This is a genomic window from Pseudoalteromonas porphyrae, assembly GCF_001298125.1.
GTDB lineage: Bacteria > Pseudomonadota > Gammaproteobacteria > Enterobacterales > Alteromonadaceae > Pseudoalteromonas > Pseudoalteromonas neustonica.
Genome location: NZ_LHPH01000014.1, coordinates 1 through 19,580 on the forward strand (window position 1 = coordinate 1; position 19,580 = coordinate 19,580).

The 19,580-nt window shown below is 41.6% G+C and carries 18 protein-coding genes; 11 read left to right on the plus strand and 7 right to left on the minus strand.

Annotated features, from left to right (window positions below; genetic code table 11):
* Window positions 1–11: 11 nt before the first annotated feature.
* From tnpB to ADS77_RS12665, 3 genes are all read right to left on the minus strand, one after another.
* Window positions 12–359 (minus strand): IS66 family insertion sequence element accessory protein TnpB, encoded by a 348-nt coding sequence (gene tnpB / locus ADS77_RS12655; protein ID WP_054206959.1) that lies wholly within the window; start codon window positions 357–359, stop codon window positions 12–14.
* Window positions 356–655, minus strand: a complete 300-nt coding sequence (gene tnpA / locus ADS77_RS12660; RefSeq protein ID WP_054454733.1) for an IS66 family insertion sequence element accessory protein TnpA — start codon at window positions 653–655, stop codon at window positions 356–358. The genes tnpB and tnpA overlap by 4 nt, the downstream gene beginning before the upstream one ends.
* A gap of 354 nt (window positions 656–1,009) precedes the next feature.
* Window positions 1,010–3,016 (minus strand): winged helix-turn-helix domain-containing protein, encoded by a 2,007-nt coding sequence (locus ADS77_RS12665; protein ID WP_054454734.1) that lies wholly within the window; start codon window positions 3,014–3,016, stop codon window positions 1,010–1,012.
* A 212-nt stretch (window positions 3,017–3,228) separates the two neighbouring features.
* Between ADS77_RS12665 and ADS77_RS12670 the strand changes: the two genes are divergently transcribed.
* The 11 genes from ADS77_RS12670 (at window position 3,229) to ADS77_RS12720 (ending at window position 15,672) form a co-directional block, all read left to right on the plus strand.
* Complete coding sequence (locus ADS77_RS12670) at window positions 3,229–3,408, plus strand: hypothetical protein (RefSeq protein ID WP_054454735.1); 180 nt, start codon at window positions 3,229–3,231, stop codon at window positions 3,406–3,408.
* A 30-nt stretch (window positions 3,409–3,438) separates the two neighbouring features.
* Window positions 3,439–4,260: a hypothetical protein gene (locus ADS77_RS12675; protein ID WP_054454737.1), complete on the plus strand. Its 822-nt coding sequence runs from the start codon at window positions 3,439–3,441 to the stop codon at window positions 4,258–4,260.
* Between the two features lie 146 nt (window positions 4,261–4,406).
* On the plus strand, window positions 4,407–5,585 hold the full coding sequence (locus tag ADS77_RS12680) for an ATP-grasp domain-containing protein (RefSeq protein WP_054454739.1): 1,179 nt from the start codon (window positions 4,407–4,409) through the stop codon (window positions 5,583–5,585).
* Window positions 5,586–5,654: 69 nt separating this feature from the next.
* On the plus strand, window positions 5,655–6,893 hold the full coding sequence (locus tag ADS77_RS12685; protein ID WP_054454741.1) for an ATP-grasp domain-containing protein: 1,239 nt from the start codon (window positions 5,655–5,657) through the stop codon (window positions 6,891–6,893).
* A complete protein-coding gene (locus tag ADS77_RS12690) occupies window positions 6,890–8,095 on the plus strand; it encodes an MFS transporter (protein ID WP_054454747.1) in 1,206 nt (401 codons plus the stop codon). The genes ADS77_RS12685 and ADS77_RS12690 overlap by 4 nt, the downstream gene beginning before the upstream one ends.
* A gap of 51 nt (window positions 8,096–8,146) precedes the next feature.
* The gene (locus ADS77_RS12695) at window positions 8,147–9,370 is read left to right on the plus strand and encodes an acetyl-CoA carboxylase biotin carboxylase subunit family protein (RefSeq protein ID WP_054454749.1); all 1,224 of its coding nucleotides are present in this window, start codon (window positions 8,147–8,149) and stop codon (window positions 9,368–9,370) included.
* A gap of 28 nt (window positions 9,371–9,398) precedes the next feature.
* Window positions 9,399–10,190, plus strand: coding sequence for a 2OG-Fe dioxygenase family protein (locus ADS77_RS12700; RefSeq protein WP_054454751.1), 792 nt, complete (start codon window positions 9,399–9,401; stop codon window positions 10,188–10,190).
* 21 nt (window positions 10,191–10,211) lie between these two features.
* A complete protein-coding gene (locus ADS77_RS12705) occupies window positions 10,212–11,210 on the plus strand; it encodes a C-terminal binding protein (protein ID WP_054454754.1) in 999 nt (332 codons plus the stop codon).
* Window positions 11,211–11,238: 28 nt separating this feature from the next.
* Window positions 11,239–11,898, plus strand: a complete 660-nt coding sequence (locus ADS77_RS12710; protein ID WP_054454756.1) for a fumarylacetoacetate hydrolase family protein — start codon at window positions 11,239–11,241, stop codon at window positions 11,896–11,898.
* A gap of 20 nt (window positions 11,899–11,918) precedes the next feature.
* Window positions 11,919–12,542 carry an HlyD family secretion protein gene (locus ADS77_RS12715; RefSeq protein ID WP_054454762.1) on the plus strand — a complete coding sequence of 208 codons (624 nt, stop codon included), beginning with the start codon at window positions 11,919–11,921 and terminating at the stop codon, window positions 12,540–12,542.
* 73 nt (window positions 12,543–12,615) lie between these two features.
* Entirely contained in the window at window positions 12,616–15,672 is a 3,057-nt protein-coding gene (locus ADS77_RS12720; RefSeq protein ID WP_082355687.1) for an efflux RND transporter permease subunit, read from the plus strand.
* A 989-nt stretch (window positions 15,673–16,661) separates the two neighbouring features.
* On the opposite strand, the gene ADS77_RS12730 is transcribed toward ADS77_RS12720, so the two are convergent.
* From ADS77_RS12730 to ADS77_RS12745, 4 genes are all read right to left on the minus strand, one after another.
* Window positions 16,662–17,036 carry a gamma-butyrobetaine hydroxylase-like domain-containing protein gene (locus tag ADS77_RS12730; protein ID WP_054454769.1) on the minus strand — a complete coding sequence of 125 codons (375 nt, stop codon included), beginning with the start codon at window positions 17,034–17,036 and terminating at the stop codon, window positions 16,662–16,664.
* A gap of 70 nt (window positions 17,037–17,106) precedes the next feature.
* A complete protein-coding gene (gene hslU / locus ADS77_RS12735; RefSeq protein ID WP_054204889.1) occupies window positions 17,107–18,435 on the minus strand; it encodes an HslU--HslV peptidase ATPase subunit in 1,329 nt (442 codons plus the stop codon).
* A gap of 11 nt (window positions 18,436–18,446) precedes the next feature.
* A complete protein-coding gene (gene hslV / locus ADS77_RS12740) occupies window positions 18,447–18,965 on the minus strand; it encodes an ATP-dependent protease subunit HslV (protein ID WP_054204888.1) in 519 nt (172 codons plus the stop codon).
* Between the two features lie 79 nt (window positions 18,966–19,044).
* Window positions 19,045–19,575, minus strand: coding sequence for an SPOR domain-containing protein (locus tag ADS77_RS12745; protein WP_054454770.1), 531 nt, complete (start codon window positions 19,573–19,575; stop codon window positions 19,045–19,047).
* Window positions 19,576–19,580 lie beyond the last annotated feature (5 nt).

The window sequence follows — 19,580 nt, forward strand, 5'->3', positions numbered from 1 at the left end:
AATATGATCGATTAGATCATCGATTGATACTGCAATTCTTCATGACCAAGTACATCATATCCCGACAACAACCAATCCAATTGCCCAGGACTGAGTTCAAATTCTTGCAAACTGACTTTGCTTGGCCATTTGAACTTTTGTTTTTCTAAGCGCTTGTACCACAAAGCAAACCCCGTTTTATCCCAGTAAACCAGCTTGAGTTTATCTTTCGATTTATTGCAGAACAAAAATAATGCGCCAGTATAAGCGTCACGTTCAAGCTCGCTTTCAACGAGTGCGACCAGACCATCAATGGACTTTCGAAAATCCACGGCGTCACGATGCAAGTAAATACGCGCGGGTTCAACAAACATTTTCATAAGGCAAGCTCACGCAACAATTGACTCAAATAAGCGACAGGCATTGTGGGTGGGAAGCTAATTTTCACGCTGCCGATAGTAAGCATGATCGGCAGTTGCTGTTCAGTGGGGGCGACGTGTTTAGTGACTTTTGCTTGAACAAAACGACTGGATTCAGTATTAAGCTTACTTCGTGCCGCATAAAAGCTTGTTTTTGATAAAGCATGTTGCTGACAAAACTCAGTAATAGTTAAATCGCTGGCTTGTTGTTCTTCGATAATGTTACGCCACTGCTCAAGGCTACGTATTTTTCTCATGGCTATCTCCTAATTGAAATTCAGGAATAGCTTAATCGGTTTGACGAATTACTGGCAGGTGAACTTTGCTAGACGCTTATATTTATAGTGATATTAGTGAGTTACAAGATAGAGCGACTGATTGGCTATGGACTTATAATAATGAACGCTCTAACATGGGCATAGGTGGTATAACACCTATACAAAAACTGGAAAAATTAAACAACGGAAATTCTACAGCTAGCCTCCATTAAAAATGGGGGGATTACCACTTGACCATACCGATTAAAGTCAGGAACAAGGGGAAAGTTGCTCTCTACAGCCGATAAAGAGCAATACATATTTACTGGGCAGTCAAACCTCTAAGTTCGAGAGCTACAAAGGAATTCGGGCGATATTTATCCCGTGAGAGACCCTAGATTCGTATATTAACTGGCTATTATCACTCCCGTCATACACCGCCCAAACAGGTCCATCAACTTCGATAAAATTGATTTGAGATGTATTTGTATCGAAGGTGTATAGTTTACCTTGGTCAATAAAATAAAGGGTGTTGCCGCGTAATAACCACTGGCTATTATCTTCGAAATAAAGGTCTTTCGCGATAACTGTGGCTTGGGCAAGGTTATGAAGAGGGGCCTTAAATACACCTTTATTGTCGAGTTTTGTGAAGTACAGCTGTTGATTATCACAGTCTAATTTAAAGCTACTGACCGCGCTCAGTATTGGAATTTCGGTTTTATCTTTCAAGTTAAATTTGGCAAGTGACCATATTTGATTGGAAAGTGTGGTTGCAAACACTTCATTTTGGTTCCAACAGGACCATTTTAGGTTCCTGACGAGTTTATCACTTAACCAATCAATAGTGGTGACAGCACCACCTATGTTCAAACTCGCTTTTTGCTCAATCGACAAGAGTAATTCACCTGAGCCTGATCGCGTATCTAAATATTGAATATCTTTGTGTTTACCGTAGTCCGTAATCTGTTTGAGACTATCGGGTGATTGTTGCCATACTTCAGGAAAGCCGGTTCTGTCAGAGACGAAGAAGTAATCTTTATTTAATTGTCCCGCTGTATATTGAACTTCGTTGGCGTCACTTCCTTGGAGAACTTCAATACTCTTGTCCTCGATAGTTAAAGCACTTAAATCACTTTGTTGGTAATTACCTTTAGATGTTAAAAAGCCATAACCTTCTTTGTAGTAGAGTGTTCTGAGATCTTCTTCGGAAGAGTAAACGAGACGCGTCGTCCCCGAAGATAAATCTAATTCGTTGATTTGCCTCCTATCGTTAATGTAGAAGAGCTTGTCATTACCTTCATGCCAAGTCACATTGTAAATATAGAATGGGAAGGTTTGTACGGAAAAGTAGTCTCTTTTTTGAACGTCTAGAATCCTAAGGTTTACTTTTTTATATTGGTCGCTGCTTAAAATCGCTAACCTTTGCCCGTCCGGACTTAAACTTAAACTGTAGTCTCCATAAGTATTCTCTGTCGGTGTAGTGAGTGTTTTGACCGTCTTGGTTCCTAAGTGAATGCTGTTAATTTGATAAGGGACATGCTTATCTTCTTTAAACGAAAAGTATAGCCACTCTCCTTCGGGGGCCAGTGCTATAGGGCTAAGGCTTAGCTCACTGCCACATGACACAATATCGGATATATTTGAGAGCCTAAGGTCTTCATTAACATCAACGTGTTTTAATAGACATTGGCCGTTTTCAAAAGACTGGAAAAACAGTCTATTTTTGTGAGGATGCCAATAGGGGGAGCTCGTGTTGCTAGGTAGTGATATCGAGCGGCTAGTGTTGATATCCCTAATTGTTACGGTAAAAGTGTTATCTGTATAACTGACATACGCCATTAGCTCTTCTGCGGGGTTTGTCGTTGGATAGAGCTCCTCTCCCTTGTCATAGGTGACATTGATTACATCAGATGCTAAAGGGTATCCGTCTACTTCATCGGGGATACCGAAAATTGATGCCGCAATCAATATCGTAAGTATGGTAAAGGCATATAGATACACTTTTGCCTTCTTTAATTTGTCCAAATTACTTAGCGGGGGGACTATTTGGTGTTCAGTTATTTCCAAATCTGGAAAATTGAACGAAAAACCTTTAAGTCGATGCGTTTTTACGAGGTGCTTATCAGCGCCAAGGGCTTTGCGTAATTCATATATTTCATTGATTACGCTTTCTTTTTTTACAACCTTACCTTCCCACAGGTTTTCCAGTAATTCACCATAAGTACACATCTCATGATTTTTGTCTAATAAATAGACAAAAAGCTTTACTGTCTGTTCTCTTAACTTTTTGGTTCCACTCTCACTATGTGTGAGTTCATGATTTTTAGCATCAAGCTTCCATTTTTTAAAACTATAAAACATTACAAATGTCTTTACTATTTTTTAACTTTATTTTGTTTTTCATCTTACACGAAAAATAAGTTATATAAATCAATAATTTGATTTTTTTTGATTTTTTTTGATAGTTGATTTTTGGGGTTGTAATCCTTTGATTTTATTTGATTAATTTAGTGGTGAATTAATTGTTGTTTATCCTTAAGATGCCCACCAAGTTTTTTAAGGAAGTTATAAAAATGTTATGGAATAAAAAAATTTTAAGTCTATTGATTACGCTATTTTTCTTTGCAACTTCATCACAAGCGAGTGCGACAAACTTTAGTGATGAGAAGAAAGCTGAAGAGGATGATTTTATCATTATTCTTTGCTCACCTTTCCCTTTCTGCAAAGACCGAACAATTGAAATTAAGATTTAATAACATACATACAAGTATAAAGGTCAAAAGATGATACAAAATATCGAAAACAACTTAAGCGTGTTGCAAAACGTAACTAAAGCTGATGTGAGGTTAGAGCCTTTTCCACATATCGTGATTAAAGACGCTTTACCAAAAGCATTGTTTGAAAAGCTATATTCAACTATGCCGTCACTGAAGAAAGTGAGCAAAGGACAAGAGCTTGCGTCTAATGAGCGATACATTTATTCGCCTCAAGACTTTAAGCAAGATGAAGAGGTTGAAACCCTTTGGCGTGACTTTGTCAGTTATCACAGCTCGCCTGAGTTCTTTTATGAGTTTTTAGATTTATTTGAAGAATATATCTTAGATATCACGCCTGGAATTCGTGACAGAGTGGATAGCTTACGCGACGCCAATATTGGTCGTCACCGCCTCGATAACTTTGACCAGAAAGATATCTTATTGGATTGCAGTTTGAATATATATTCTCCTGTATTTGGTAAGCCCTCCTCATTCAGAGGCCCTCATATTGATAAACCACACTTTATTTTTGGTGGCCTACTGTACATGCGAGATCCAGAAGACCGCTCGAAAGGCGGCGATCTAGATATCTACAAGTATAAAGGTAGTGATCACAAGTTTCATTTTGCTGAAAACCATCCTGAATTGAGAGGTATTCGCTACGACATTGAAGACAAATATGTCGAAAAAATAGATACCGTCAAATACGACCAGAATGTCCTTGTGATGTATCCAATCAACCCGCTAGCACTTCACGGTGTTTCAACGCGCGAAATCACCCCTTACCAAAGGACGATGGTTGGCATGAGCGCAAGTCTTGAAAATGGTTTCTTCACGCTAGAGACATAGACACGCACCGGGCTCTCTGCTATCGCTTGCGATTCTAAAACGGACGAGGCCATCACATCTCTTAATTTTAGTGTCCGATTGATTCAGCGGACACTCCTTATCGAAAACAGCCCTTTTGAGCTGAAGTAATACAAAGGAACAAACTGATGCCGCATATTCTCGTTATCGGAGGCATGGATTTTTCGATTCGCTGCCTTTCAGAACTGGCCATCGATTACACCATTATTCAAAAAGCGAATGGTGTTACTGATTTCCAACAAGCGAACGCTTCTCGACTGATTGAAATGGATTACACGAACAGTGCTGAAGCGCTAATGATCGCGGAGTCGTTACACCGGGAAAAGTCATTTTCAGCGGTGATTTCATTTGCGGAGTTTGGTATGGAAACTGCGGCATTGATTGCCAACGCTCTTAACATTCCAACGAACTGCAATTTAGAAACGATTGAAGTCACGCGCGATAAGTTCGCTATGCGTGAACGATTGAAAGAAGAAAGCCTCGATAACCTTGCTTACGCAAAAGTTAATTGTGCCGAAGATGTTAGGAATTTTTTCAACAATACGACGGGCAAAGTGATTATTAAACCCAGTCAAGGTGCAGGAAGCTCAGGTGTTTTCTTGGTCGAATCTGTTGAAGAAGCTGAACGGGCGTTTTTACATGCTAAAGGCTGCAACATGGGGGAAATCATCGCAGAAAGTTTCGTAGGTGGGACAGAATATAGTATCGAAAGCCTATCAAAAAATGGAAATCACGAAGTCCTTGCGATAACGGAAAAGCTCACTACAGGCGCTCCATATTTCGTAGAGCTAGGGCACTCGCAACCGGCTCGTCTAAACGCAGATATAGAGGCATTGATACGTGACAAAGTACTTCGTTTACTCGATGCAATCAAACATCTTACTGGGCCTGCACATACTGAGGTAAAAGTTGAGGATGGCAATGTTTTTGTGATTGAAACACAAACACGTCAAGGAGGCGATAACATCTGGCATATGAACATGCTAACGACGGGTGTTGATATTTTTAAAGAGACTGTCGCTAACCTCTTAGCATTAGATGTCCCTAAAAGAGAAGTTAAGGCTAAAGCGGCTGCAGTGCGTTACCTTACTACGTCTGTAGAGAAAGTCAGTCAAATCGAAAATATTGAGTCTGCTGCACGTTTACCGGGTGTAGCGAACCTCCAAATCAACTTGACTGAAGGGGAGTGCATAAAACCCGTCAAGTCGTCATTTGATAGAGCAGGGTTTGTCGTCACAACAGGTGACACGGCCCTTGATGCGATATCCACCGCCGAAAATGCCCTAGGGGCAATAGCCATTAGTTAACTAATCCCATTGCCGTCTTGAGTCAGATAGGACGGCAATACAAACACTACAATAGCGAAGTAACACATTATGAGAGTATTAATTATAGGGACAGTTCGTGCTGCCCATCGCGCGCTCATTGAATTAGGCCATGAGGTCGTTCTTTTTATCAATAAAAAGGTAGTTTTACCAACAGACTTGGACTTCCCATACAAACAAATTCATATGTTTGAAGAGTTCGCGACAGAACAAGACTATGCAGATTTAGCTACTGTATTACATGCAAATCAACCTTTTGATGCCGTTTCTTGCCTCAATGACAACTGCCAGAAACAAGCGATTACCGTGAGTCAGGCGTTGGGGTTAAGCTTTCCCATTTCTCTAGACTCACTAGAACTGACGGTTTCAAAGGATAGAACTCGTCACCAATTGACAGCTTCAGGTACTGATGACACTCGATTTGCTTTAGTTAGCAATATTGATGCAGTACTCGATTTTTGTGCGCAAGCCAGCACTGCCCATATTTTGAAGCCCGTAAATGGTACGGGAAGTAAAGGTATTGTGAAGCTTGAGACTGGCGAGAATGCACTATCGAAAATGTCGAGCTTAGGTCTTACAGCAGAGGATGTTTTTCCTGCAATCATCGAAGAGTATCTAGAGGGCCCTGAATATAGTGTTGAAGCTTTGTCAGAAAATGGTGAGCATCGAGTAATCGCAATCACCCATAAGATTAAAGACCCGACGACTTTTATTGAACTTGGGCACGCCATTCCAGCCGAACTAAGCGGTGTCGAAGAGCAGTTAATTGTCGGCTACGTTAAAGAGGTGCTGGACTCTGTGGGGGTAATAGATGGCCCATCCCATAGCGAAGTTATCTTTACTGTCAACGGCCCAAGACTTATTGAAACGCATACGCGCCCGGGCGGCGACAATATTTGGGACTTGATGAAAATCGCTACAGGCATAGATCTGATGAATTTGTCCGTTCGTCAAATGCTAGGTGAGAGCATCCTCAATGAAATCCCAACTGACCTACCTAAGAAGAGTTTTGCTGCGATTCGCTATGCTGCCCCTTCTTTTGGTGATAGAGCGAAATTAACGCGAGTCGACGGTGTTGCTGAGGCGCGCAGCAAAACTGGCGTTGTTGATGTCAATATTTTGAAAAAGGTTGGTGCCGAACTAGGGCCGGTGTTACATAGCTTTGACAGGGCGGCTTTCGTTATCAGTGCGGGCGAATCACTCAACGATGCGTTGTCTAATGCGGCAACGGGCCTAGCACAGTTGCAGTTTCACACATGTTTGTCTCTAAAAGAGGTGCAATCGTCATGAAACTGCTGTTTGCCACCAGTGAATTAAGCATCAACATAGCTCGTGGTATCTTCACATTAGCTATCGGTAAACTTCTTTATGACATGACAGGTCAGCTATGGGCTTTTGCTGCAGTGTTTGTTCTTGAGTTTTTACTGTCATTACTATTACAAGGGTTCGCTGGCAGCATAACCGATAAGTTAGGTTCTAAACGTGTACTATTGACCAGTATGAGCCTGATGTCTGCTGCCCTTTTGACTCTGTCGATTACGGAATACTTTCTACCGTTAAACTTGACCATACTCTTTTGTGTTTCAGCGGCACTTACTGCATCCAAGCCGTTCATCCGCAATGGTGTATTCACATTGGTGCCCAAAGTGGTCGCAGAAGAAGAGATTGAAAAGCTCAATGGCATACTTGCCGCCGCTGTTCAGTCGGGGCAGATCATCGGTTTAGCTATTGGAGGCTTGCTACTCGAGTTTTCACTAGAGTACCTCATCTTACCTACAGTGGCCTGGTGCTTTCTACTCGCTTCATTTGCATTGACGTTGATGTTTTCAATCAGCGAAGTAAAGGACTCAACCGGCCAAGATAGCAATACCTCAACGACCGGTTGGCTTGCAACTTTCAAGCTACTGAAGGAAACTCCACAGTTCTTGTTTGTTCTAATTTTTACCACGTTTGATTTCATTATCGTCGCGCTCTTTAACCTGCTGTTGGCGCCTGTTGTTAACCATAATTATGATGGTGCCGCACGTTGGTTGCTATTCCTTGATTTAGCGTTTGCCATCGGTGCTATCTGTGCTGGGACCATCGTTGCTAAAGCGAAATTAAACAGTGATAACCGCGTTATCTATACTTCGTTATCTTGTCTTTGCGCAACCATAGTATTCATCAGCTACTGGCTGGCATTACCAAGTTATATCACCTTATTCGCTATTTTTTCAGTGGGCTTTATGACCACCGTTTCTGCTGTGTCTTGGAGCTCTACACTTCAAAAGCTATCTCCGCCAGACATTCGAGGAAAGCTTTCCTCGCTTAGGTTGATGTTCAACTCAACTCTAGCTGTTCTTGCAGTGATTCTGGTTTCAGCATTCTACGATAGCGGATTTAGTCATGCTGCAGGTCTGTCTGTGTTGACAACACTGTTGCTGTCTTTAGCCTGTGTTTACTGCACTTGGCAGGCCCGTGAGACAACAATCAAAAATAGCTTGAATTCATAATTCACGATTTCAAGACATCATATTAACCCTTTACATTAGATAGGTAGTAAATTGAAAAACGTAGTTATTACATCGACATACACTAAGCTGTCTCATTATAACCGTGAGCAACTTTCTCAAATGGAAGACGTTAACTTCTTTGTTATTGTTCGTGAATCTGAACGACTTTCTGTGGAGCGAGACTTTGGGGAGACGTTTCCTAACGTATTTGGTATCCAAGGTACTTCTGAAGAGGAGTTTTTCCAAGAATCCAAGTCGTATATCTCAAAGCTCATCACCCAAAAAGAAGGAGAGTCGTTTTACATCGTTACAATGGCAGAAGATCTCTTATTGGTTGCTGCGAGGTTACGAGAGGCGTTCAATCTAACAGGGATGAACTTCGAACAAACATATCGCTTTCGCAATAAAGGCGAGATGAAGAATATCTTACAAAAAGCGAATATCCGCGTTCCTTATTTCGGAAAGCTTGAACTGTCAAAACCAAACCACAATATTTACTTTGAGGAAATTGTTGCCGAGGTCGGCTTACCCTTTATTGTTAAGCCAACAATGATGGCGTGCTCTAATGGTGTATCGAAAATAGAGAGTTTTGAAGCCTTTACAGCATACCTAGATGACGCTCAACCCGCTGTAGAGTATGGCTATGAAGAGTTCATTTCCGGCAAACTTTACCATTGCGATAGCATCGTCAGTAATGGTGAAGTGATCTTTTCTTCTGCGTGCGAATACACGAATGAAAATATGCATTTTCAGGAGGGAAAATCTGTAATTAGCATGCCACTTCCTGATGATTTGACTATTTCACAAGAAATTCTCGCATTCAATAAAGCCGTGCTTAAAGAATTGGGTATGGAGCAGGGAGTTAATCATTTAGAGGTTTTCAAGAAAGGGGAGGAACTCGTTTTTCTTGAAGTCGCTTGCCGAGCGCCTGGCGCGGTTGTAGTACCGATGTATGAGCGTCAGTTCGGTTTCAATTTTCTAAATATCAACCTTGAGATGGAGCTTGGTAAAGTACCTAACCTCTCAAAGACGGCAAGGGTACATTGTTTTTCTGGGATTTTCCCTGTTCTTCCAGGGACTGCCACCGAGCTTATTGAACCCAAATTGCAATCAGGTTACGACATGAGCTGGAATATTCAGCAAGGACAGCAATTTGACTCAGCCGGCAGTTTAAGAGACATCGCAGGCTCTATTTTAGCGACCAATCAATGCTTCGATACCTTGCGTGAAGACTTTCACAAACTCATCGACTTTCATGCTGTTAGCTGTGCCTAACGATACACTTTAAAGGGATTCTTACATAGTGACTGTAAAAAATAGAGCGCGGGAGGTATTTAATTATGCGAAATATCTTCATCCAGAAAATAACCCATTTAGCCAAATTCAACACGCTTTGGAAAAAGCGACTGAAATGATAGCTAAAGAGGGGTACGCCAGTATAGCAAGTGACACTATCAGTGAGGCTTTTGACATATCAAAAGAGGAACTAGGTAGTTTGGCTAAATATTGGAATGATTTACCTACGGATGATTATCTTCATGACGAAGGGCGTTATAGAAAGAGAAAGATTGGCCACGTCCATATCGATATAGAAAACAATCGATTTTCAGTATCGGATAATCAAATGTTCTACCAATCAAAATCGATTAATTCCGCGAACGGCGGTGTGAAGCGGTTTTTCGACACGGTACCCAATTCTTTTTACCACGAACCGGCGTTTCAGAAATTATTGCTGGGTAATTTGAGAGTAATAAGTGATGTTGGCCTAAGACGAGTTAACGTTTCATTTCACTTGTTCCGAGTGATTTCAAGACCTGATGAAGTCGGTCAAGCGACACCTGAAGGGATTCATCGAGATGGACATTTATACGTGGGTCAGCACTTAATCCGCAGAGAAAATGTTTCTGGCGGTATATCGGGTATTTACACACCCGAAAAGGAATCACTATTCAAGACAACATTAACGGCACCGTTAGACAGTATTGTTGTGAACGATGAAAAAGTGATGCACGACGTATCAGAGGTTTACTGCGCAGACAATCGCTGTACAGGGTATAGAGACATGTTAGTCATTGACTATAACCGTGACGACTAAATCAACTTAAGGATAACAAATATGGCAAAGGTATTTATTACGGACAGAATTAAAGCACTCACCGTTGAGACTGATATTCTTGAAAACCACGTAACATTAGAAAAAGATTTGAACGCTGAGGTCTTACTGGTTTGGCATCAGGTCGTGGATAAAGCGTATATTGATCAATTCAAAAACCTCAAAGCGATTATTCGCTATGGTGTGGGCTTTGACAAAGTTGATATCGATTATGCCGCATCAAAAGGCATCACTGTCAGCAATAGTCCTGATTACTGCACTGAAGAGGTGAGTAATACCGCAATAGGGATGATCCTTAACGGAACTCGTCGAATCTCACAGTATAACCACGAGGCAAAAGACTACAAACAAGGGTGGCAAGAGAATGTCATCAAAACTATCGAGCGTGACTCGAATTTGACTGTAGGTGTTGTGGGTGCTGGACGCATCGGAAGTAACGTATTGCTTAAGGCAAAAGCACTCGGATTTAAAACAAGTTTCTATGATCCATACGCAACTGCAGGTTACGAAAAAGTGCTCAATGCGACACGTTACGAATCGCTAGAACAGTTGCTAGAAAGTTGTGATGTCATCTCTGTACATGTCCCTTTGACAAGGGAAACTCGAGGTATGATCAATACGACGTTTATTGAGTCAATGAAAGAAGGAAGCGTACTTGTTAATACGTCTCGAGGTGGTGTATTGGAGAGCTACGACGCTATTGAGCATGGGCTTGAGAAAAATACGCTAGCCAATGTTTTCCTTGATGTTCTTCCTGAAGAGCCTCCGACAGCACATCCATTGATCGATAAATGGAAAGCAAACGAGATTGGCGTATCAGAACGACTGTTTATTAATCCTCATTCGTCTTACTACTCTCAAGCTGCAGGCATTGAAATGCGGAAAAAAGCAGCATTAAACGCCCTCGGCGTCATTGGTGGTGGAAAGGCACAGAACGTCGTTAACCAAGAGTTGATTGATGGCTACTTTCCGCAGTACGGCCCTAGTTTGATGTGCCGTTAACGACTTTTCAAAAATTTTGGAACACACTATGAATTATCATCACAGAAATATAAATGGACAGACTTTGGATTTACCACTGGGAAAAGTGGTTTGTGTTGGCCGTAATTACGTGGAGCACGCAAAGGAACTTAATAATCCTGTACCCAGTGAGCCTATTCTTTTCATTAAGCCAGCAACAACTCTAGTTCCTTACTTGAACCCAATAGATTCGACAGGATCTCCCTATCCGCTGCACTATGAATTAGAGATTGCTATCTTGATTCAAGAGACACTAAAGAACGCTACTGCTGAGGAAGCAAAGGCAGCGGTCGGTGGTGTCGGCCTTTCACTAGATCTGACGTATCGCTGTGTACAAAGTAAACTCAAGGAAAAGGGACACCCTTGGGAAAAAGCTAAGGCATTTGATGGCAGCTGCCCAACCAGTGAATTTGTCACACATCCGAATTTAGATCTAGATAGTCTTTCTTTGAAACTAGAAATTAATGATGAGCTTAGACAGTCAGCGACTGCGTCGGAAATGATCGTTGATATTGTTTCTCTACTTCAATATGCCAGTACACATTTTTCTCTTGTTCCTGGTGATATCTTGCTAACCGGAACTCCTGCAGGGGTTGGGGTGCTGAAACCCGGAGATACGCTGGTTGCGTCATTAGGTGACCTCATCTCCACGAATACCACTGTTGTTTAAGGTATAGGTAACTAAATGATATGAAACATCTATTATTGGCCAAATTATTGATGGCTAGTTTTTTATTAATGTTGCTAGGAGCATTTCAAGCGTTCGCTGATACCGAGTTAAAGGAGCCTCCACTTCTACTCATTGGTGAACTCGAATATGAGCGTTATCAACTCGTCGTTTCAAATGTCGAGGGGGTATTGAGTCGACTTCATATTAGAGGAGGGCAAGACGTTGATAAGCAACAGTTACTCGCCAGTGTTACTGGTTTGGAGTTTGGCATCAAAGAGCAGCAATTTTTCAACGGGGAAAGTGCGTTGAGGGTGGCTGAGGTTTATCTGCAAGAAGGCGACAAAGTGGAAAAGTTTCAGCCAATAATGCGCCTCGTTGATACTGAGCATTTACATGTCGTTGCACCTGCTTTTTATCCGCAAGCAAGTAATGTCAATATCGGTCAAAATGTAAAAATCGTATTCGACCCTGATAACGCGGCGTTGACTGTAGATGGTCAGGTCTCGGGCATCCATCACTTGGAAAAAGACAGTTCGCACGCAAAGGTGGAGATTCGGTTAGATTTAGCATCTTGTGAATCTCAGGTCAGTTGCCGCCGCTACCTTAAGCCACGAATGTTGAGCAAAGTCATCATACAAGGTTAGCCTTTTGTTTTCTTAGCCCTAAATGTAGGGCTAAGAAGTCTTTTTTATGTAACACACGTACGTAATACGAATTATGAGAAATAATATTAACCATACCAAGCTGTATATATGCTTAACCGTTGCATTGGTCATCATCGGATCGATGTTAATTTTCAAACTGCCTGTATCACTCTATCCGTCGGTAAACAAACCAAGTATTCAACTGACGTTCTATTACCATCAAGAAGTTCAGAGCTTTTATCGGAATTGGGGCGTAAAAATAGAAGACTCACTCAAAGCGATTGAAGGAGTTGATGAGGTTGAAGGCAAGTATCAACAAGGTAAAACAAAATTCATTGTTTCGTTTGACTGGTATATCTCTCCTGAACAAGCGAAGCGAGATGTCGCCGCCATAGGTGCTTCATATAAAGCCCAACTTCCTAAAAATTTACCACCATTAAAACTGGGTTTTTATGATCCGGGATCTGAAAACTATGTAGCTATCAAATCAGACACATACGGAGCAGGTGAACTCAGTGAGCTACTTGCTAGATCATTGGAGCCACAGTTAAAAGAGATTGAAAGCGTAAGTCGAACGTTAATCTCGCAAAAGTATGAAAAAGTAGTCAGCGTCGAATTGGACCCGTACGCAATGATCGAGCATAACGTGGACCTCGATGACATTATGGGTACGCTTCATCGAAATGAGTTTGATAAGCTCATTGGTACTCTTGAAACTCGACATGAGGGTGATATGAGCATTCACTTTCGCTCGGGTGTTACTAATCTAGATCGACTGCGAAACCTTCGCGTTAACGCAAAACCTGGTGTTACGATTCGCCTTTCTGATTTGGCCGAAGTCAGCCTAAAACAAAAAGAGAATGCTCGTTTTTTCCAATACAATGAAGATGACGTGGTAGTCGTTGCTATTTGGCCTGCCCCTGATGCTAATCAATACACAGTTGCTACTGAGTTTCAGCGACTAGTTGCGCAGGAAACTAAATCCTTAGGACAAGTTTTCGTCCTGAATGATCCTAAGAAATTTATCGATGATGCTATTCTCAATATATTGATAGCTCTTATGGTGGGCATGTTGTCGGCCGCCATAGTCGTCTTGATGGTCTATCGTAAATTTTCGACGGTAATACTGATAAGTATTAGCATGCCTATCGCGTTAGCGACATCTATTATTTCGATGTCAATTGCGGGAGTTGGCATAAATATTTTGTCGCTCGGCGCAATGAGTATCAGTATTGGAATGGTAGTTGATGGTGCGATTGTTGTATTAGATAGCATCCAAGTTAAATGTCATAACCGCACAGTGACACATCGCCTCGTTTTTGATGCAGTAGACGATGTTAGAAGCTCTTTGATTACGTCGACATTGACCAGTGTCTTTGTGTTTTTTCCGTTGGCATTTACTTCGCCGATGACGGCGGCAATACTCAATGACTTGGCATTGGTTATTGTTGCTGTATTGATTTCATCTTTCTTTATCAGTGCTTATTTTTTACCGTCATTGTATTTAGTGGTGTTCGGTGGCAAGGCCATCCAATATAAATCAGCGACGCAGTCTACTAACAAAACAAATACATCTAAATTTGACAAGGTAGTCCGTTGGCTGTTCTCAAGTAACCGGAAACGTGTCTTTATTCTTGCTGTCGTTGCTCTATATGTTGGCTATGTACTAGGAGAATTGCCTGGTAAGCTTAAAGCTGAAATCATCGCTCAGCCCAAAGCTGAAATTATCGATGTTGGCGTATCTTTCGCGAAACAAGGGCTTGGAAGTGACGAAAAGGTAAGGATTCTTGCGCCAATTAGACAGAAAATTCACGATGACTTTAATGACTCTATCAAATATGTATACAGTGATATCCGAGCGAATAGCGCGTATCTTTCGATTCATTTAAAGTCATACAAGCATTTAGAACATGTCTTTTCAGGTCTTCAAAAATCACTAGCTGATGTTAAGGAAGAAACCAGCTATTCACCTTGGATTACGTCAGCGTTAAAAATTAAGGACCATCCAAGCTTCAGTATTCTTTTCACTCACGAAAATGAAGAGGTAAACCGCAAATTACTTGCTTCTGCATATCAGTTTATAAAAGGAGATGAGCGCGTATATAAAAGCAAGGCTGCTCCAAAGGCTTCCAAAATATCAACTCAAGAACTCATCGTTAGAGAAGATTTTTTGAATCAATTGTTGGTTGAACATGATTACAGCCAGAATGTTCATAGCCTTGCTAGATTTGTGAACTATACAGCCTCACCTCAAGAAGTTTTTCAGGTCAAAACAGAAGATGGTTATTTTCCGTTAGAGCTAAAGATCTCAAACCACAAATACAGCATACAAGACATCGAGCAAACGCCTCTTTATTTTGCGGGGCATAACCTCTTCTTACAGGATCTTGTAAAGTTTGAGGAAGTAGCTAGTTGGCGAGAGTTTTACTCTCGAAATTCGAAACCTTTGTTTAGGTTGCAGGTTTGGATGGCAACTAATGATCAACAAATGAATGTCGATTTGATGACAGATTTAAAAGCACATTTACTGAAGGAGCATTCTGAAGAGAGTCTACCTATCGTCGTTAAAGACATGCAGCAAGAAGTGCGTCAAGGTGTGGCATCTATCAAAAACGCTCTTTTCCTGTCGGTTGCCGTTGTGTTCTTAGTCGCTCTGTATCAGTTTAGAACACTAACTAATGCAATGATTATATGTAGCGTCATCGTTCTTGGGTTGAGTGGCGCCTTTCATGCATTGTACATTTTCAACAGCACACTTTCCTTGAATTCAATGCTGGGAATGTTGATCCTAGTTGGGTTGACAGTGAACAATTCGATATTACTGTTAGACTTCTTTTTACGTGAAAAACATGCAGGTAAAACGGTAATGGATGCGCTGTGTGAGTCACTTAAACGTCGAATGCGATCGCTAATTGTCACCAATCTCACTACCGTTGTTGCGATGTTGCCATTAGCGATTGGCTTTGGAGCTGGCCAAGATATTTTAAAACCGTTGGGTATTAGTGTCGTTTTAGGTTTAGCCATTGCTACATTACTGACATTATTAGTTGTCCCTGCACTTATTGGTCTAAAAAACTGGGATAGAAAAGAAGAGCTACCTGTCGATTTATCATCTCGTAAACCGGCTTAGTTTAGCAAATTAAGCGCCTTCAACTAGCTGTGGCTAATTGAAGGCTTCCCACTCAACTTATTGGGTGGCTTTGACAACTTTACACGGAACAACATCCACCTGAAAATGGCGTCGCCATATCTCTTTATTAGCAAGGTAACGAGGCGGAACTTTTTAAATCCTTTTTAGTGCAGTTTGACGAAACTCTACCTGTAAGTGATCTATTGGGGCTCTGCAGTCTGGACTGACCTAATTATCGTATTTGTAGTTTGCTTTGCCCCCTAAAGGCGTTCACAGCCAGTTGCCTGTTTTAAGCTTCTATTCTTTGGAGCTAAACAGTGACAGGTTCAAATTTGGTATATATTTTACTGGCCTGTAAAGATTTGCTGAATGCCCTCATGTTTGCTTTTATTTTAAGGTGAGAACCAACAATCAGTCCCTCTCTTGCTGCACGGGATGTGTTGGCTTTTAGTCCTGCTGGAAAATTACCGTCTATACCTGTTGATTCTAGACTGTTGTGGCCTCTTCTATTTTTGACAACTTTCACAATACAATCATCGCGATTGGCATCGGTTTTCGATGCTCCAGATGCATTTCTGCTTGCATCTCTCTCTAATGAGATAGTGCCCTTCCATTGATCGGTTGGTTTAAAAATATTCTCTTTGTCTATGTAACCACTATGACTGTAACCATCCCACTACAGACGACAAGTAAGGCGGTGATAATCGATTATAAATAGTAAGGTTATGCTGATTATCCCATTGCTAGCACCAACTCGTTTTGGGGCATAAACGAGTTAGTACCATAGTCCGCTTTTGACACAAACGCGACTGTCAGATTTGATTGAAGCTTATTAATCTAAAACTTGTCCAGACTATTTTAGAGCTTATGAAAACCTAGAATCTAGCTACCTAGCGCCTTCTGATTATCTTCGTTGTACTCAACCAGAACCACATAGTTAACTTTAACGCCGAGCAGCTTAAAACTTACCACTTAAAACTTATAGCTCATTAAGGCACAAACTTTATCGGTACGCTGTCTTTGCTAGCTTGATGCTCTGCGATGCGTTGTTGGTAGGTTTGCCATAATTCATCATGTTGGGCTTGTAGGTGGCTGAAGTATGCCCAGCTGAATAAGCCGCTGTTGTGGCCATCGTCAAAATCTAAGCGCAGTGCGTAGTGGCCTACGGGTTCTATGTGTTTAATACCGACGGATTGCTTATTAAGTACGAGTTTCATCGGTTCGTTGCCGTGGCCTTGCACTTCTGCTGAAGGGGAGTGAACACGTAAAAACTCACAGCTAAAAGTACAATGGCTGTTATCGTCAAAATAAACATCAAGGTTTTTACTAACACTGTGATAATGAACTTTAGTGACTTGTTTCATGGCTAAACTCGCGTAAATAAAAAGCCTCCAACTGGAGGCTTTAAAGTATATCTTAAAATAAGAGAGGAAATTAAAGAATAAAGCGGCTTAAGTCTTCATCTTCAACCAATGCGCCTAGGTGTTTTTCAACATATGCGGCATCAATAACAATGCTTGTACCGGCCTGCTCTGATGCGTCGTATGAAATTTCTTCCATTAACTTTTCCATCACAGTGTGTAGGCGGCGAGCGCCGATATTTTCGGTTTTCTCATTTACTTGCCATGCGGCTTTAGCTATGCGCTCTATTGCGTCGTCGCTAAACTCTACTGTAACTTGCTCAGTTTTAAGTAGCTCACGCTGTTGCTCAGTAAGCGATGCGTGTGGCTCTGTTAGAATGCGTTTAAAGTCATCAGCGGTTAGCGCTTCAAGTTCAACGCGAATAGGCAGGCGACCTTGCAGCTCTGGGATCATGTCAGATGGTTTAGACATTTGGAATGCGCCTGAGGCAATAAATAACATGTGATCTGTTTTAACCATGCCATGCTTAGTGCTAACGGTTGAACCTTCAATTAGCGGCAGTAAGTCACGTTGCACGCCTTCACGGCTCACGTCAGGGCCTGAAGAGTCACCGCGCTTACAAATTTTGTCAATTTCATCGATGAAAACAATGCCATTTTGCTCTGCGGCAAAAATAGCTTGTTCTTTTAGCTCTTCAGGGTTAACTAATTTTGCAGCTTCTTCTTCAATTAACAGCTTAAACGCTTCTTTAATTTTAAGTTTGCGTTTAGTGCGCTTGTCGCCCGACATATTTTGGAACATGCCTTGCAATTGATTGGTCATTTCTTCCATACCAGGAGGTGCCATGATTTCAACATTGGGCTGTGCTTGCGCTACATCAATATCGATTTCTTTGTCATCTAACTGACCTTCACGTAATTTTTTGCGAAAAACTTGACGAGTCGACGAGCCTTCATCACGCTGGTTTTCACCAAATGAATCTTTTGCTGGTGGCAGTAGGGCATCTAAAATGCGTTCTTCTGCGGCTTCTTCAGCGCGGTGCTTAAATTTTTTGGTTTGTTGTTCACGTGTCATTTTGATTGATACGTCAACTAAGTCACGAATAATCGTTTCTACTTCTTTACCTACGTAGCCCACTTCAGTGAACTTCGTTGCTTCCACTTTAATAAAAGGTGCGTTGGCAAGTTTAGCTAAGCGACGTGCTATTTCAGTTTTACCTACGCCGGTTGGGCCGATAAGTAAAATATTTTTTGGTGTTACTTCAGCACGCAAATCTTCATTTAATTGCATGCGGCGCCAGCGATTACGAAGTGCAATAGACACGGCTTTTTTTGCTTTTGCTTGGCCAATGATATGTTGGTCAAGTTCATGGACGATTTCTCTGGGAGTCATAGCAGACATAGCAGTTCCTATTACAATTCTTCGATGGTTTGGAAGTTATTTGTGAATACACAGATATTGCCGGCAATTGTTAGGCTTTTTTCTACAATTTCATGGGCACTTAAATCGGTGTTTTCTAATAATGCAGTGGCGGCGGATTGAGCAAAATTACCACCGCTGCCGATTGCTATTAAGTCATTTTCTGGCTGCACTACATCACCGTTACCTGTAATGATCAGTGAGGCGGTTGAATCTGCAACAGCAAGGAGGGCTTCTAATTTTCGCAGCGCGCGGTCACTTCGCCAATCTTTAGCCATTTCTACTGCGGCTTTGGTTAGGTTGCCTTGGTGCATTTCAAGTTTGCTTTCAAAACGTTCGAATAGGGTAAAGGCATCAGCAGTGCCGCCAGCGAAACCAGCGATCACTTTGCCATTATAAAGGCGTCGAACTTTGCGGGCATTGCCCTTCATTACGGTGTTGCCAAGCGAAACTTGGCCATCGCCACCAATGACGACTTTATCGCCGCGACGTACACTTACAATAGTGGTCATGTTATTCCTCATCATCGAGCCGCAGGGCGACTCGTTAAAAGCGATTGATGATGAGTTAATATGGGTTAATGGGCTAAATTCAAGTCCAAAGCCAAATTCCGCAGCCAGTTATTTTGCTACGCTTGAGTTTGTTTTTGTCGCTTTCAGCTAAGCGCTTGGTTTTATAGGGGCCTAAACGTACTTTATACCAAATACCATTGGTGCCAGTGGTTTCACGTATCTCAGCAATTAAACCTGCAAAGGCAATTTTAGCTTTGAGGGTTTCAGCTTGACCATGGGTTCTAAAAGATCCGCATTGCATGACATAAGGACCTTTTTGCTCAAGCTCTTTTACTTCAACTTGAATTTCGTGTTCTTTTATTTCTTTAATAAACTCAGGCGGACGCGGTTTTGCGGGCTCAACTTTTACTGTGGGTTGCGTTGGATTTGCCTGCTGCTCTACAAGTTTTGGATCTGCATTATTTTTTACGTACCACAGGCCAAAACTAAAACCACCAACAAGAAGCATAGTTAGCAATACTAACAATACTGGAAATGGCTTTTTTGGTGGGGCTTGTTTTTTACTGGAACGTTTGCCTGGTTCTTTATTGATAAAATCGTGTCGTGCCATGGCTT